At 72.4% G+C, this 16,535-nt stretch carries 9 protein-coding genes; 5 read left to right on the top strand and 4 right to left on the bottom strand.

Features of this window, described 5'->3' with window-relative positions; genetic code table 11:
* Positions 1-82 precede the first annotated feature (82 nt).
* Positions 83-484: a MerR family transcriptional regulator gene (locus AB0F77_RS03015; protein ID WP_361940379.1), complete on the top strand. Its 402-nt coding sequence runs from the start codon at positions 83-85 to the stop codon at positions 482-484.
* A 56-nt stretch (positions 485-540) separates the two neighbouring features.
* Here AB0F77_RS03015 and AB0F77_RS03010 read toward each other — a convergent pair whose 3' ends face one another.
* The gene (locus AB0F77_RS03010; RefSeq protein WP_361940376.1) at positions 541-1,356 is read right to left on the bottom strand and encodes an MBL fold metallo-hydrolase; all 816 of its coding nucleotides are present in this window, start codon (positions 1,354-1,356) and stop codon (positions 541-543) included.
* An 808-nt stretch (positions 1,357-2,164) separates the two neighbouring features.
* Between AB0F77_RS03010 and AB0F77_RS03005 the strand changes: the two genes are divergently transcribed.
* A complete protein-coding gene (locus tag AB0F77_RS03005; protein ID WP_361940373.1) occupies positions 2,165-5,524 on the top strand; it encodes a GH92 family glycosyl hydrolase in 3,360 nt (1,119 codons plus the stop codon).
* 243 nt (positions 5,525-5,767) lie between these two features.
* A complete protein-coding gene (locus tag AB0F77_RS03000; protein WP_361940370.1) occupies positions 5,768-7,591 on the top strand; it encodes a pectate lyase in 1,824 nt (607 codons plus the stop codon).
* 83 nt (positions 7,592-7,674) lie between these two features.
* On the opposite strand, the gene AB0F77_RS02995 is transcribed toward AB0F77_RS03000, so the two are convergent.
* Positions 7,675-10,281, bottom strand: a complete 2,607-nt coding sequence (locus AB0F77_RS02995) for a carboxypeptidase regulatory-like domain-containing protein (protein ID WP_361940367.1) — start codon at positions 10,279-10,281, stop codon at positions 7,675-7,677.
* 213 nt (positions 10,282-10,494) lie between these two features.
* Positions 10,495-11,520 carry a LuxR C-terminal-related transcriptional regulator gene (locus AB0F77_RS02990; protein WP_361940364.1) on the bottom strand — a complete coding sequence of 342 codons (1,026 nt, stop codon included), beginning with the start codon at positions 11,518-11,520 and terminating at the stop codon, positions 10,495-10,497.
* A 207-nt stretch (positions 11,521-11,727) separates the two neighbouring features.
* Between AB0F77_RS02990 and AB0F77_RS02985 the strand changes: the two genes are divergently transcribed.
* Positions 11,728-12,183 carry a hypothetical protein gene (locus AB0F77_RS02985; protein WP_361940361.1) on the top strand — a complete coding sequence of 152 codons (456 nt, stop codon included), beginning with the start codon at positions 11,728-11,730 and terminating at the stop codon, positions 12,181-12,183.
* Positions 12,184-12,190: 7 nt separating this feature from the next.
* Entirely contained in the window at positions 12,191-14,545 is a 2,355-nt protein-coding gene (locus AB0F77_RS02980; protein WP_361940358.1) for a tetratricopeptide repeat protein, read from the top strand.
* A 197-nt stretch (positions 14,546-14,742) separates the two neighbouring features.
* Here AB0F77_RS02980 and AB0F77_RS02975 read toward each other — a convergent pair whose 3' ends face one another.
* Complete coding sequence (locus tag AB0F77_RS02975; RefSeq protein WP_361940355.1) at positions 14,743-15,981, bottom strand: MFS transporter; 1,239 nt, start codon at positions 15,979-15,981, stop codon at positions 14,743-14,745.
* Between the last annotated feature and the right edge of the window lie 554 nt (positions 15,982-16,535).

Here is a 16,535-nt window from a genome sequence, read left to right as displayed (position 1 = left end):
TCCGGGAACGTGCACGAAGCTAAACCTTGCCATTAATGTGAAGGTCAAGGCCGAGCGTGCGGTCGCAGTCGAGGAGGACGACATGAAGATCGGGGAACTGGCCGCGAGGACGGGTGTCGCGCCGCGGCTGCTGCGCTACTACGAAGAGGTCGGCATCCTGCACCCGTTCCGGAGCGGCAACGGATACCGCAGCTACGGTGAGCCCGCGATCGACCGGGTCCTGCAGATCCGCGAACTCCTCGAAGCCGGTCTGACGACGGAGATGATCCGCGAGGTCCTGCCCTGCCTCGACGCCGCGGACGAAGGAGCGAAGCCACCGGTGTGCCCGGTGGAGAAGGACCTGGACGGACTGCGCCGCCAGCTCAGCAGCATCGAACGACGTATCGACGTGCTGCAGCGCAACCGGGTCGCGATCAAGGCCTACCTGGATGTCTGGGAGCACGCCATGACCACCGACGGACTCACGGACCCTGCCGGGGAGTAGGGGAGTAGGGGAGTAGGGGAGTAGGGGAGTAGGGTCCGGCCCGGTCGGCCTTGGGCTCAGAACGGCACCGCCCGCGCCGACCTCCACAGCACCGCCCGGTTCAGCCGGTCGGGATAGCGGCCGACCATCGTCGCGTACAGCTCCTCCCCGGAGCCGGCCTCCACCGCCGCCGCGGCGAAGTCCTCGATGTACCGCCGCGTCCTGCCGATGTTCTCCGGACCCTCGTCCTCGTCCTCGCGCCGGTGGCCGGCCACGACCGCCCGTGGCCGCAGCGCCTCGACCTTGTCGAGGGCGTCGAGCCAGTCACGCAGCCCGTCCTCCCCCGACTCGGCCAGATGCTGATGGACGTCGCCGTACACGGCGTCGCCCGCCACCACCAGCCCGAGGGAGGGCACGTGCAGCGCGCTGGTGCCGTCCGAGTCGGTGTGGCCCAGCTCGATCACCCGAAGCGTCTCGCCCTCCAGTTCCAGCACTCCGTCGGTCAGCGGCTCGGCGACCACTCGCTCACCGAACAGTCGGCCGGGGAAGCGGGGTGCCCAGTGAGTCTCGAACCAGTTCGCCTCCCACTGCGCGTTCATGCGCCGGACGACCTCCGCGGTGGCGACGACGCGTGCCTCCGGGAAACGCTCCAGGACGGCGGGTGCGCCGAGGAAATGGTCGGCATGGGCGTGGGTGACGAACATGCGGATCACGTTCTTGCCCGTCGCGACGACCCAGTCCGCGAGGCGGCGTGATTCGTCCACGGTCAGGAGCGGGTCCACCAGGATCGCGTCCCGTTCACCGTGGATCAGCGTGGACGCCGTGGGGGACCACATCCGGCGCTCCTCGCCCGGGACGGGATCGTCGGAGACCTCCGGCTTGGGCGGAGCCACGTGTACGCGATACCCCAACCCTGCCATGGCGACTCCCGCACCCCCGGTGGACGGACCCCGGCCGTACCCGTTCCCCTCGCCCCGGACCTTCCATGAAAGCCCGCCCCCACCGCCCACGCCACCCGGCACCGGGCCCGACGCGCCCTTCGTCGCGGGAGGGGCGAGCGCGCGTCCGTGACACCTCGTGTGCATAGGTCTCCCTCCCACCTGTCGCGAAAGCGAATCACGGCCGCGAGGGCGACGTCCTGCGGGGCCGGCGATCCGGTGCACGGTCGGAAAAGGGGGGAGCGCGGGGGAGCGACCCGCCGGGCGGCATGGTGAGGTGTCGACATAGGTGAGGAGGGCGGGTTCGGCGTCGCGTGGACGTATGCCGTAGCCCCGCTCAGTGTCTTGGTTTCGTAAAGACCTGCGGCCGCCACGGCCCCGACCCACGGCGTGGAAACGTCGGATCGGTTGCCCGGAACCCGGGTGCCGGCCCCGTCGGCCCGGCGCCTCCGCGATACGTCCAAGCCCCGCCCGCAGAGCGGCACTTCCCCCCGTCCCGGGCGCTCCGCGCAACGCGTACCGCGGGCGCTCATCCCGCCCGACGGCGCCCGTCGGACACCCCGTCAGCGCCCCGCACGGCACCCCGCTCCCGCCCAACGGACGGGTCACACCGACCTCTTGACACCCTTTGGCATCCGGAGGGAGCATGCACTGGTTTTGACAACGTTGTCGGGACGGGCCCCCACTCCTTCCCCAGACGTGTGAAGTGGTTCAACCCAGTTCGCCTCCTTTTCGTGCGCCAGAGGGACCCAGAGGGACAGGAATGGTGTCAGACAGATACTCGCAACGGGCCGGCAGCGCCCACCGTAAGCGTCGGACGATTGGAGCGGTCGCGGCGGCGGCCACCGCGGTCCTGGGCATGGGCCTGAGCGCCGGCCCGGCCTCGGCGTCCACCGTCGGCCTCGTCACCGACCCCGCCTCCCACGTCAACCCCCTGATCGGTACGTCGAACGCGGGCAACACCTACCCCGGTGCCGTGGTGCCGTTCGGCATGCTGGCCTGGAGCCCGCAGAACTCGACGGGCAATCAGTTCTCCACCCCGGCCCCCGGCGGCTACCGCTACGACGCGACGAAGATCCGCGGATTCAGCCTCACCCACCTGAACGGCGTGGGCTGTTCCGGGGCCAACGGCGACATCCCGATCATGCCGTACGTGGGCGACGTCGACTCCTCGCCCACCTCGGACACCGGTGACGCCAAGTACGCCAGCACGTTCTCGCACGCGAACGAGACGGCGAAGGCCGGCTACTACAAGGTCGCCCTGAACAGCGGCGCCTCGGCCGAGCTCACCACGACCGCCCGCACCGGCACCGGCAACTTCGGCTTCCCGGCCGACAAGCCCGCCAGCATGCTGCTGCGCACCTCCAACTCCGAGAGCGGCAGCACCGCGGCCACGGTCGACGTGGACGCCGCCACCCGGACCGTCACCGGCTCGGTCAGCGCGGGCAACTTCTGCGGTCCGCAGAGCGCCAACAACCGGCACGACGTGTACACGCTGAACTTCACCGCGCACTTCGACACCCCGTTCGCCAAGGTCGGCACCTGGACCGACGGCACCCTGGCCCCGGGCTCCACCTCCGCCTCCGGCGGCACGGGCTACCGCTCGGACGGCAACCCCATGCCCGGCAAGGGCTCCGGCGCCTACGTCACCTTCCCGGCCGGCACCCAGCAGGTGCAGGCCAAGGTGGCCATCTCCTACGTCAGCACGGAGAACGCCGAGGCCAACCTCAAGGCCGAGAACCCGCCGGCCAAGACCTTCGACTCCGTCAGGTCGGCAGCGGCGGACGAGTGGAACCGAGACCTGGGCCGCATCCAGGTCGGCGGCGGCAGCGACGACCAGGTCGGCACGTTCTACACCGCGCTGTACCACTCGATGCTGGAACCGACGCTGACCAGCGACGTCAACGGCCAGTACCTGGGCGCCGACCGCAAGACGCACTCGCTCGCCAAGGGCCAGCACGCGCAGTACGGCACCTTCTCCGGCTGGGACCAGTACCGGGCCCAGGTGCAGCTGATGACGCTGCTCCAGCCGAAGGCGGGCAGCGACTACGCCCAGTCCCTGTTCAACTACGCCAACCAGCGGGACGGCGAGTGGGACCGCTGGCTGCTGGAGAACGGCAAGACCAGCATCATGTCCGGTGACCCGTCGGACGCCGCGCTCGCCGGCATCTACGCCTTCGGCGGCCGGGACTTCGACGTCAAGGGCGCCGTCGCCTCGCTGATCAAGGCCGCGACCGTGCCGACCGCGAACGACTCCAGCAGCGCGGGCTGCAATGTCGAGTGCGTGGGCCAGCGCCCCGCCCTGGACAAGTATCTGAAGCTCGGTTACGTCCCGTCCGACAACTGCCACTGCTGGGGCGGCGCCGCCGAGACCCTGGAGGACGCGGTCGCCGACTTCGGCCTGTCCGAACTGGCCGGCAAGGTCGGTGACAAGGCGAACCAGAAGGCGTTCCTGAAGCGGGCCGGCAACTGGACGAACGTCTTCGACCCGAACGCCACCGCGCAGGGCGGCTACATGCGGGACCGCAAGTCCGACGGTTCGTGGGCCGGCGCCACCTTCTCGCCCGCGACCGGCAACGGCTTCGTCGAGGGCACCAGCGCCCGCTACACCTGGATGGTCTACTCCGACCTGGAGGGGCTGGCCAAGGCCATGGGCGGCAACGCCAAGGCCATCGACCGGCTCGACGCGTTCTTCCGCACCCCGAGCGGCGCCTTCGACTTCTCGGCGAACGACGCGACCCGCTACGACCCCACCAACGAGCCCGACATCAACGCGCCGTACATCTACGACTACCTGGGTGCCCCGTACAAGACCCAGGAGACCGTCCGCGCGGAGATCGACCAGCTGTGGAGCAACACCCCCGGCGGCATCCCCGGCAACGACGACGCCGGCACCATGTCCTCCTGGTACGTCTTCTCCGCGCTGGGCATGTACCCGCAGAACCCGAGCCGTGCCGACCTGGTGCTGTCCGCCCCGCTGTTCCCGCGCGCCGTGATCCACACCGGTCTCGGCCGGACCATCAAGGTCAACGCCCCCCAGGCGTCCGCGAAGAACATCTACGTGCAGAACCTGCGCACCAACGGCGAGACCTCCGGCAAGCCCTGGGTCCCGGCGTCCTTCGTCACCCACGGCGGCACCCTGGACTACACCCTGGGCGCCACCCCGAACACCACGTGGGGCAGCTCCACGCACGCCGCGCCGCCGTCCTTCCGCGACGGGGAGGCACCGTTCTTCGCCAGCACCGACCCCGCTCAGGTGAAGATCGAGCCGGGCAAGTCGGCGGACACGACCATCAAGCTGTCGACGCTCCAGGACGGCAAGGTCCGTGTCCACTGGACGGCGGCGCCGCCGGCGGGCATCACCCTGAGCCCCGCCAGCGGTGACATCACCATCCCGAAGAGCGGCTCGGCGAGCGGAAAGCTGAGCGTGTCGGTGGCCGCGGACACCAAGTCCGGTGTGTACGCGATCCCGTTGACCCTCACCTCCGCGCACGGCGGCACCGCCCCGACCGCGTGGCTCTCGGTGACGGTCGGCGTGAAGAACACCGTGACCTGGTACGTCAACAACTTCGGCATCTCGCCCGACGACAACAGCCCCGCGGCCAACTTCGACGGCGGCGGCTGGAGCTACTCGGCCAAGGCCCTCGCCGCGGCCGGTGTCCAGCCGGGCGCGACGGTGTCCGCCGGCGGGTTCGACTTCGCCTGGCCCCAGGTGACCCCCGGAGCCCCCGACAACATCCAGGTCGGCGGCGGCGACCAGGTGCTCGACATCCCCGCGAGCGCGGCCGGCGACACCGGGCTGAGCCTGCTGGGCAGCGCGAGCGACGGTTCGAGCAGCGGAACGGTGACGCTGACGTACACCGACGGCACCACGCAGCAGGCGCAGATCGGCTTCAGCGACTGGACGCTCGGCGGCGGTTCCCAGCAGCCGTCGTTCGGCAACGTCGTGGCCGTGCACACCACCTACCGGGACGTCATGGGCGGCACGGTGGACCCGGTGGGCACGGAGGTCTTCGCGACCGCGCCCATCGCGCTCCAGGCCGGGAAGCAGCTGGCGAGCGTGACGCTGCCGGCCACCACGTCCGGCGGCGACATGCACGTCTTCGCCGTGGCGACCTCCTGATCCCTCCGATGAGCAGGGCCGCCGCGTCCCCGTGACGCGGCGGACACCCGGGGCGTCCCCGGACCGGCACGAGCCGGTCCGGGGACGCCTTTGTGCTGGCGCACTCAGGAGTTCCTGTACCCAAATGCTGTCCATCTACTTGTACGAGGTGGACGCGGCGACTACCTTCCACGCAGGCCATGAAGCGTCCACGTTCATGTTTGTGACCCACGACCTACGCGTACGTGAGGAAGGCACTTCGTCGTGAAGCATCTGAGCCGCCGCACGTTCAGCCGACTCGCCACCACCCCGCTGCTCGCCGTGCCCGCCGCGGCCCTCCCGGGAGCGGTCGCGGCAGCGTCTCCCGGCACGGCCCGCACCGGCACCGGCACCGGCACCGACCAGCGGGCCGACACGGTCCGCGCCATGAGCAGAGCCGCCGCGTACATGGACGGCACCGTCTCCTACCGGGGCGGCTACGTCTGGAACTACCTGCCCGACCTCTCGGTGACCTGGGGCGAGATGGAGGCCAGGCGCACCATGTGCTGGGTCCAGCCGCCCGGCACCCCCTCCGTCGGGCACAGCATGCTCGACGCCTACCACGCCACCGGTGACGAGGTGTTCTACCGTGCCGCCGAGCGCACCGGACTCGCGCTCGTGGACGCCCAGCTCCCGGCCGGCGGCTGGAACTACATCCATGACTTCGCCGGTGAGAAGTCCCTCAGGGACTGGTACGCGACCATCGGCGCGAACGGGTGGCGGCTGGAGGAGTTCCAGCACTACTACGGGAACGCCACCTTCGACGACGCGGGCACCTCGGCCGCCGCCCAGCTGATCCTGCGCCTGTACGCGGAGCGCGGCGACCGGCGGTTCGGACGAGCCCTGGACCGTGCCATCGGCTTCGTGCTGGCCGCCCAGTTCGGCGGCGGTGTCGCCGACGGCGGCTGGCCGCAGCGCTTCCCCGTGCACCACGGCTCCGTCAGCAGGACGCCGTGGCCCGAGCGGCGGCCCCCGTGGCTCCCGGGCGACGTGACCCACGGGATGGAGGACGGCGACTACACCCGGCACGTCACCTTCAACGACGACGTGCTCGGCGAGAACATCAAGTTCCTGCTGATGTGCGTCTCGGCGCTGGGCCGGCGCGAGCTGATCGGCCCCGTGCGGCGGGCCATGGAGTGCCTGCGCCGGATGCAGCAGCCGGGGCCGCAGGCCGGCTGGGGACTCCAGCACCTCTCCCGCGCCAGGAACGGCAGGCCGGCCGGGGCGCCCGCAGGCGCCCGTTCCTACGAGCCGCGCGCCCTCACGACGCACACCACCCAGACCAACGTCCAGCAGCTGTTCCACTACTTCCGGCTGACCGGCGACCGCCGGTACCTCGGCCGGGTCCCGGAGGCGCTGGACTGGCTGGACAGTTGCCGGCTGACACCCCGGCAGGTGGCCGAGAACCCGCTGCTCGCCGGGCGCACCCACCCCACCTTCGTCGAACTGGGCACCAACCGCGCCCGGTTCGTGCACCGCTTCGGGTCCAACATCCGCAACGGCGCCTACTACCACGACCACGACCACCACGACACGCTGAGCCACTACTCCGGGGGCCGCTCCGTCGACGTCGCGGGACTGCGCGCGACGTACGAGCAACTGGCGTCCATGACGGCGGCCGAGGTCGCCGAGCTGCGCGCCCGCTCCCCCCTCGGCACCGAGGACCGCATCCCCCTGCCGCGCTACTTCTCCCCGCGCGACCTCCAGTTGTCCGACCTGCTGCGCGACGCGCCGCTTCCGCTGCCGGTGGTGTCGGACGACGAGGCGGCCTCCCTGGTCGCCGGGCTCGGCGACCGGGACCACTGGCTGACCCCGCTGGACGCGGTGACCAACCCCTACGAGGGGCCGGGCACCCGGAAGCCGTACGACGGCACGGCGTACATGAGCAAGAACGTCGGCGACCTCGGGGACACCTCGCCGTACAACCCCGCGGACCCGCCGGCCGAGCCGCCGTACCGGCCGCGGGAGGCACCGCTGGGCATCAGCTCGGCGGCCTACGTCGCCAACATGGCCAGGCTGATCGGCTACGTGGCGCCGCCCGAGGACTGAGCCGGCCGACGCGTCGCGCACACGTCGCACACCCGCCCCGGCAGGTCGCCGGGGCGGGTGCCGTCGTACGACGGGCCGCCGGGTCAGCCCCGGGGCCGCAGTGCGACGTCCACGCGGGCGACGCGGTCGCGGTGGACCGTCGTCGGGCGGGTCGTGTCACGGTGGCCGGGGGCCGTGACGGAGAGCGTGTGCCGGCCCGGGTCCGGGACGAACAGCGTGTAGAAGCCGTCACCGAGCCCGGGGTCGTCCGGGGTGGCCGCGGTCACCGCGGTCACGGCCGGGTCCGCGCGGTCGGTGACCGTCGCCCCGACCAGCCCCGCACCGGTGCGGGAGTCGCGGACCGTGCCGACGGCGAGACCGCCGGGCACCGGCGCGAGCGCGCGGGTCTGCACGTTCACGTCGTCGATCGCCCAGTAGTAGCCCCAGTCGGCCGTGAAGTGGAAGCGCAGCCGCACCTCGGCCAGGCCGGCGAACCGGCGCAGTGAGGCGCGCGCCGTCAGCTTCTGCTCGGAGTCGCTGGTCCGCGGCCCCGCCCACACGTTCTGCCAGGTGGCGCCGCCGTCGGTGCTGGCGTCGACGGTCATGTGCTGCTGGTTGGGGTTGTACAAGTAGGCGGTCTTGAAGGTGAGTTCGGCCGACTGGGCGGCGGACAGGTCGTACGCGGGACTGATCAGCTCGCTGTCCTGGTGCGGGCCGAACGGTCCGTTGTCGCTCTCCACGACGGCGAAGGCACCGCTGCCCCCGGTGGCGTTGCCGCGCTGGATCGGGTCGTCGAACTGCCAGCCGTTGGAGGTGCCGGACGCGTTCACCACGCTCCAGCCCGCGGGCGCCGCCGTGCTGGAGTCGAACGTCTCGGTGCGGTCGCCGAGGGCCTGCCGGTAGCCGACGGCGGTGGCCGCGTCCGGGTCGGCGGTCAGCGCCGCGTCGGCCGTCACGGAGCGGTCGTGCACGCTGATCCGCTCGGCCCGGGGCTCGTACCCGGGCAGCTCGGCGGAGACGTCCAGGGTGTAGTCGGCGCCCTTCGGCAGGGACAGTTCGTAGCGGCCGGTGGCCGGGTCGGTCCACACCGGGGCCTCGGGGGAGCCCGCGACGGCGATCCGCGCGTGCAGCGGCCAGCCGTGTCCCGAGCCGTCCCGGACCGTGCCGTGGACCCGCTCGCGCGGGATCGCGGTGAGCCGGAAGTCACGGGTCAGGGCCTGGCCGTCGGCGATGTCGAGCGACACGGGCCTGCTCGTCGTGTAGCCGAACGCCCGCACGGTCAGGCCGTCGACCGTGCCCGCGGGCAGGTCCAGGGTGTACGTCCCGTTCGCGTCGGTGGTGGCGAGGTCGAGGCCGGAGCCGACGGTCGCACGGGCCACGGGCCTGCCCGTCCGCGCGTCCCGGACGGTGCCGGAGAGGGTGCCGTGCGGTCCGCTGCGGAAGGCGGCGAGACCCGCGGGCGTGCCGAGTCCGGTCGGTCCGTCGTAGCCGGGGCCCGCGGCGCACAGGTAGGCCGCGGGGCAGGTGCCGTTGGAGCCGCCGGTCACGTCGTTGAGGCCCGCGCCGCCCGTCGCGTACGGATAGGCGTTGGGGTAGGTGCCCGGGCGGGGCGGCCCGGCGAGCGCGTAGACCGAGGCGATCACCGGGGTGGCTGCGCTGGTGCCGCCGTAGCGCTGCCAGCCCTTGCCGCCGGAACCGAAGGTCAGATAGACGGCAACGTTGTCAGCGACCGCGGAGACGTCGGCGACGCTGCGGCCCGCGCAGCCGGTGTCCTGCTGGAAGGACGGCTTCGTCTGGTTGAGCGCGCAGCCCGAACCGGGGCCGTAGGGGTCCCTGGTCCACACGGTCTCCCTCCAGCCGCGCGCGGTGGACGGGTCGCGCACCAGGTCGGTGCCGCCGACCGCGGTCACCGTCGGGAGGGTCGCGGGGAAGGAGACGCCGTACCTGTTGTCGCCGCTGGCCGCGACCACGGCCACGCCGGGGTGGTCGTAGGAGGCGCCGTAGGTGGCCAGGTCGGTGGGGAAGTCCCCGCTGCGGCCGTAGGAGTTGGAGACGTACCTGGCGCCCATCTCGACGGCCCGGTCCACGCCGGCCGCGAGGTTGCGCAGGTCGTCGTTGTCGGTCTCCACCAGCAGGATGTGCGCGGCGGGGGCGGCGGCCGAGACCATGTCCAGGTCGAGGGCGATCTCCCCGGCCCAGGAGTCGTTGGAGCGCGGGTAGTCGGTGCCGCCGCGCTGGTCGACCTTGCGGAAGCAGCCGTTGGCGGTGGTGCAGGGCGGCAGCCCGTACTGGCTGCGGTAGACCGCCAGGTCCGCCTCGGCGTTCGGGTTGTCGTAGGCGTCGACGATGGCGACGGTCTGGCCGGCGCCACCGTCCGCGGGCAGGTTGTAGGCGCTCTGGATGTCCTGCGGGCCCAGTCCCTCGGGCACCTCGGCCGCGCTCAGCCGCAGCGAGGCGGGCCCGTCGTCGGCGCGCATGGCGTAGCAGGAGGCGTGTCCCTCGGCCGGGGTGCCGCAGAGGGGGGTCAGACCGCGGTCGCCGTCCGGAGCCGGGGTGCCGGCGGAGGAGGCGGCGGCCGGGGCGGCCGGCGGGGCGGCCTGGGCGAGAGCGGGAACGCCCAGGAGCGCCAGGGTCGCGACGGCGAGAATCGCCGCGCCGCGCCGGACCGGGCGGAAGACCGGTACGGATCTCGCACGCGTGGATATCTGCACGAGTCACCAATCGTGAGGGGCCCTCAACAGGGGCCTGCGGAAAGGGAATTCACGTGAAGTGCGGGTTGATCAATTAGCCGTCGCGGATTCGCGGGGTGTCAACCCGTGCCGGTTTCCCACATGCGCAGGGTCACAAATGCCGTACCCGTCACGGTGTTCGGGGCGGAAAAGATCGGAAAGGAATGCTCTTGTTTTGGTAAAACCTTGAGGGTGTCAGCCGTTCGAGGCCGGTGAATCCAGCGGCAGCCAGCCCCGTTCCGCGGCACGCAGGGCGATCTGGAAACGCGTGCGCGCGCCCAGGACCTGTCCCGCCTCGCTCACGTGTTTCTGGACCGTGCGGCGGCTTATGTCGAGCACCCGGGCGATCGCGTCGTCCTTCAGCCCGGACGCCATCAGGTGGAGGATCGCCCGGGTGCGTTCGTCGATCCGGGTCGCCTCCCGGCCCGGCCGGGGCACCGGCCAGTCCTGTCTGCTCTCCAGCGACACCGGGACCGCGTGCGTCCACACGGCCTCGAACAGCGCGGCCAGCGCCTCGACCAGCGCGGGGGAGTGCACGACGAGGGAGCCCGCGGAGGGCCGGTCGACGTGCAGCGGCAGGAGCGCGGCCGTACGGTCGAACACCACCAGCTTCGACGGGAGCCGGGAGCCGAGCCGGAACTCGCCGCCGCCCGCGCTGCCGCGCAACGCGGTCTCCAGGGAAACCCGGTCGGTGAAGCCCTCGGTGTCGTAGACCGACCGCAGCCGTATCCCCGGGCGGAACTCCGGTGCCCGGCCCGCCGGTTCGTCTGCCGACCCCGTCACGTACGGCGGCTTGGCCAGGTGCAGGATCTCCTCGGTGCTGGCCTTGAGGAGCTGTGCGTAGCGCGCGCCGACCTCGCCGCCGTCCTCCAGGACCTCCACCAGGTGCCGCGGTCCCGCGGCCACGTCGTACACCTCGTGCAACTGCTCCATGTACAGCTCGGCGCGGGCCAGTTCGGCGCGGCGCCGGGCCAGCAGGGCGCCCAGCGAGGAGCGCGGCGGCCCCGCCTTCCAGCGCGGCGGGTGCCCGGCGACGGGGACGACGAGGAACGCCTCCTCCAGGGTGCGCAGCGCCGCCTCGGCCTCCTCGCCCGAGGCGCCGACCGCGTCCGCCACGGCGCGGGAATCGGCGGAGGCGTGGCCCACCAGGTACTCCAGGACCCGGCCGCTGAGCGCGTCCAGCCCCATCCCCGCCCAGGGGCCGTCCGACGTCACGTCCATGCGGTCCGAACTCCTGTTGTAGTGCGCATCGTTGTGGCGACGTTACCTCCGCGCCACCGTCCGTGGGGCAGGAGGTGGGACCCGGCGGGCATCCGCCGTACAACCGCGAACACTTGGGGACCGTACGGGACAAACCCTGTCCCGGCGGGCCCGGTTGTGCTTCCCTTGCTCTCGGCACGGCACGACCGGGCCGTGCGGAGGGGGGACATGGTGTCAGGGGAGGACTGGGTGCCGGCCCTCGCGGTGGCCGCGGCCACCGGAGTCGTCAGGGCGATGGCGTCACAGGCGTGGGAGAACGTACGGGACAAGGTGGCCCGGCTGCTCGGCCGCCGCGACGCGGGCGCCGAACGCGCCGCCGGGCAGCGCCTGGAGTCGGCCCGCGCCGAGATCGAGAACGCGGCACCCGAACGGCGCACGGAGGTCGAGAACGCCGTACGCGCCAAGTGGACCGGTGTCTTCGAGCTGATGCTCGCCGAACGGCCCGACGTCGCCGACGAACTGCGCGCCCTGCTGGGGGAGATCCCCGAGCGGCCGGCCGGACCGTCCGAGCAGATCGCGCAGCGGGCCGGGGACCGCAGCCAGCAGGCGGTGGCCACCGGCGGATCGACCGTGAACCAGGCGGGCCGCGACATCCGGCAGGACCCTCCGCGCCCTTCGCGGTGAGCCCTCGGTGACGGACCAGAATCAACACCAGCACCAGCACCAGCACCAGAGCCAGGACCAGGATCAGAGCCAGGACGAGAACCCGGCGGTGGTGCAGCAGGCCGTGGCCTGGCAGGGCGGCACGGTCAACCAGGCGGCCCGGGACATCGTCCAACTCATCACCCCGGCACCGTCGTTCGGCGACGAACCCGGCATGCACAGCATTGCCCCACCGGTCGGCAGGCTGCCCGCGGCCATCCGCGGACGCGACGCGCTGCTCGACGAACTGACCCGGGCCCCGGGCCACGCCCACCCCCGGGTGTACGTGCTGCACGGGCTCGGCGGCTGCGGCAAGACCACCGTGGCCCTCGAAGTCGCCCGGCGGCTGCACACCGCCATGCCCGTGTGGTGGATCTCCGCCGCCGAGGGCGCCACGCTCAGCTCCGGCATGCGCCAACTGGCCCTCGCCCTCGGCGCGGACGTCGAACAGGTCCGCCTCGCCTGGTCCGGCTGGGCCAGCGCCTCCGACCTGGTGTGGAGCCTGCTCGACGAGCGGCCGCACCCCTGGCTGCTGGTCGTCGACAACGCAGACGACCCCGACCTGCTCGCCCCCGCCCACGACCGGGTCGCCGGCGGCACCGGCTGGATCCGCCGTCCCCGCTCCGCCCGCGGCACGGTCCTGGTCACCCGGCGCAGCAAGGAGCAGCGCCTGTGGGGGCACTGGGCGGCCCTGCGCGCCGTGGACCCGCTCTCGCCCGACGACGGCGCGCACGTCCTGTTCGACCTCGCGGGCGAGAGCGCCGGAAGCCGCGCCGACGCCCGCTCGCTCGCCGCCGACCTCCAGGGACTGCCGCTCGCGCTGCGGCTGGCCGGGGCCTATCTGCGCGAGTCCGTCACCAGCCCGCCCTGGCCCGGCACCCGGCCCATCCGCAGCTTCGCCGCCTACCAGGAGACCCTGCGCTCCCGCTTCACCCTGCTCGACACCTCACCGCCGGGACAGTACGACGACCGTACGCAGCAGGAGCTGATCACCCGCACCTGGGAACTCTCCCTCGACCTGCTGCACTCCCAGGGCAAGGACCGGCCGCGCCCGCTGCTGCGGCTGCTCGCCCACCTCGCCGACGCGCCCGTGCCGTTCCTCCTGCTGCTGGACCCGGAGATCCTGTCGGACTCGCCCGTCGTCGGCTCCCTCACCTACGAGCAGTTGCACCGCGCCCTCACCAGCCTCGCCGACCTCGGCCTGATCGACCTCGCCACCCGGCCCGACCCCGACCCCGACGACCCCCTCGCCTACACGCTGAGCCTGCACGCCCTGGTCCGGGCCACCAACCGCGAGCATCCGCAGGTCGTCGCCCGGCGGCCGGAGTACCTCGGCATCCTGGGCGCGAGCATGCACAAGGCCACCGACGCCATCGACCCGGACGAGCCGGAGGCGTGGCCCGCCTGGCAGTTGCTCGCCCCGCACGCCAGCGGTCTGCTGGAACTCCTCGCGACCAGCGTGGACATCGACCGGGAGGCCGCCCGCACCCTCGCCCGCGCCGCCCAGGGGTCGGCGGACTACTTCGGGGCGCTCGGCATGTACGAGCGGGCGGAGGCCGAGTACCGCGCCGTCCTCGACGTGCAGCGGCTGGTGATCGGGGAGGACCACCCCGACACCCTCACGACCCGGCACAACCTCGCCTACACCCTGCGCGACCGCGGTCTGCTCGACCAGGCCGAGACCGTCTACCAGGGGGTGCTCGCCGCACGGCGCCGCATCCTCGGCGAGGGCCACCAGAAGACCCTCGTCACCCGCAACCAGCTCGCCCGCGTCCACCGCGAGCAGGGCCGCTACGACGAGGCCGAGGCGGAGTTCCGCAGCGTGCTGGAGGCGCAGCGGGGGACCGTCGGCGCCGAGCACCCGGACACCCTGGTCACCCGCTCCAACCTCGCGTCCATGTACTTCGTCGCCGGGCGGCTCGCCGACGCCGAGGCCGAGTACCGGGACGTCCTGGAGACGGAGCGGCGGGTCCTGGGCGAGGACCACATCGAGAGCCTGGTCACGCACGGCAACCTCGCCCGTGTCCTCGCCGAACGGGGGCTGCACGGGCGGGCGGAGACCGAGTACCGGGCCGTGCTCGCCGCCGAGACCCGCGTCCTGGGGGAGGACCACCCGGACACCCTGACCACCCGGCACAACCTCGCGCGGGCCCTCGCCGCGCAGGGGCGGCGGGCGGAGGCGGAGGAGCAGTACGGGGCGGTCCTGGAGCTGCGGGAGCGGCTGCTCGGCGCGGAGCACCCCAACACCCGGCAGACCCGCGCCGCCCTCGCACGCCTCGCGGAACCGGCGGAAGTCCCGGAAGCCCGGGAGGTTCCGGAAACCGCGGAGCCGACGGGGGAGTGATGCCCCTCGGCCGGACAGGGGGGCGTCAGGGCCCGCGCCACGGGGCGTCGGGGCCGCCGCCGGAGGCGGCCCGCTCGTGCGGGGGCGCGGGTGCCGGCGCCACGGGTCCTGACGGGGCGGCAATCGGCGGAATCACCCGTCGGGCCGGGCTCCGTCGGGCCGGGCTCCGTCGAGCCGGGCTCCGTCGGGCCGGGCCGTCAGGCGCCCGTGGCCTCGCCCAGCGCCGTCTGCTTGCGGCGGGCCGTGAACAGCATCGCCCACACGGAGAAGACCAGCGGGATGGCGCCGGAGACGATCACCTGACCCCGGCTGGAGACCAGGCTGTTGGGGGTGCCCAGCAGATAACCGAGGCCGATGCAGGAGCGCGACAGGGCCTGGAAGCACGCCCACGCGCTGCCGTGCACCTCGGCGGGCACGTGCTCGTGCACCGCGTTGCGCAGGCCCACGTTGCAGGCGCCGTTGCCGAAGCCGCCGAGCAGGAACAGCGGGAAGATCACCGCGGCCACCGGCACGATCCCCGCGAACAGCAGACCGAGGGAGATGGCGAGGACACCGCCCAGGATGAGCGCGGTGTGCCGGTGCGCCCAGCCGGGACGGCCCGCGAGCAGCGCGCCCGGCACGGAACCGAGCGCCCAGGTCGCCAGGAACAGGCCGAACACGCTGTCGTTGCCGTCGGCGACGTCCCGCAGGTAGTAGACGCCGGCGACCACCTCGATGCTGGTCGCCAGCATCGCCGCGGCGAGCGCCGGCATCAGGGTGCCCACGACCGGGGCGTCCCGCAGCGCGCGGTAGCCGTCGGAGAGCTTCGAGGCCGGGCGGCGGCCGATCGCCACGGCCACCGACGCCGGCACGGCGGCCGCGGTGCACCAGGCGAGGACCAGGAAGGAGACGCCGTCGGCGCCGAGCAGGACGGCGCTGCCCCACGCGGAGTGCAGCACACCGGCGAGCGCCGGGCCGAGCAGTCCCGCCGCCGAGAGGCCCGCCGTGAGCAGGCTGTTGGCGCGGCCGGTGTGCTCCTCGCCCGCGACGACCGGGAGGATCTTGAAGCCCGCGGCGACCGAGGCCACGCCCGCGAGACCCGAGACGGCGATGAGCGCGACCCGCAGGTGGAAGCCGTCGACGGCGGCGGCCGCGCCGAGCGACACGGCCTGGACGGCCAGGGCCCACAGACACACGGACCGGGCGCTGACCCGGTCGACGAGGGAGCCGATGACCGGCGCGGCGACGACCGTGGGCACGAGGTCGGCCAGGAACACCTCGGTCACGCCCCAGCGGATGTTGTCGTCCGCCGCGTCCAGCACCAGACCGATCGAGGCGAGCGAGTCGCCTATTCGGGAAAACAGCGTTCCCGCGATCAGGATGAGGACCGGGACCGGCACCAGCGTGCCACGGCGCACCATGGCGAACGCCGTCTTCCGCGTCTTCTGGGTGTCCAATCGAGTCCAATCCATTCGCTCGCCGTCACTTAATGGCCACTCGCGGACAGATTAAGCCCGTGCCCAATGCGCGAGAGCGTCCACCGGCCACCCGGGAACAGCCGTATGCGCGATCTCCGTGCTCTCCCGGCCGATGATTACAGCGCCGGGTTTTCGGCCGGGAGCCCTACTTCACCAGAGCTTCACATTCGTTCGTCGACGGCGATCGGACATCGTCGCGGCCGCATTTCGATCCCCGGGAAAGGCGGGGCACCGTGTGGTGGACGCGCCCGACGGGCCCGGCGTCGTACCGTGCATATGCACCGGCACGCCCGGGAAGTCGGTTCACGCGCCTCATGAATGTCCGGAAAAAGCCGGGCCGACACGCCCCAGGACATATCCCCCATCTCAGACGTCCCGGACCACCACGTAAGCGACTGTCCGGATGAATTCGGGAAAGAGGGCCGGGAAAAGGGATCCATCGGGAACTCCGGAATACGGTCGACGCGAGTATGCCGCGTGACCATGCGAATGCCCCCTTCCGCGGCCCGGCAGCCGCACCCCGGCCCGGGCGC

Source organism: Streptomyces sp. NPDC026672, from assembly GCF_040638185.1.
Classification (GTDB): domain Bacteria; phylum Actinomycetota; class Actinomycetes; order Streptomycetales; family Streptomycetaceae; genus Streptomyces.
This window is presented reverse-complemented; position numbering and strand designations above follow the sequence as displayed.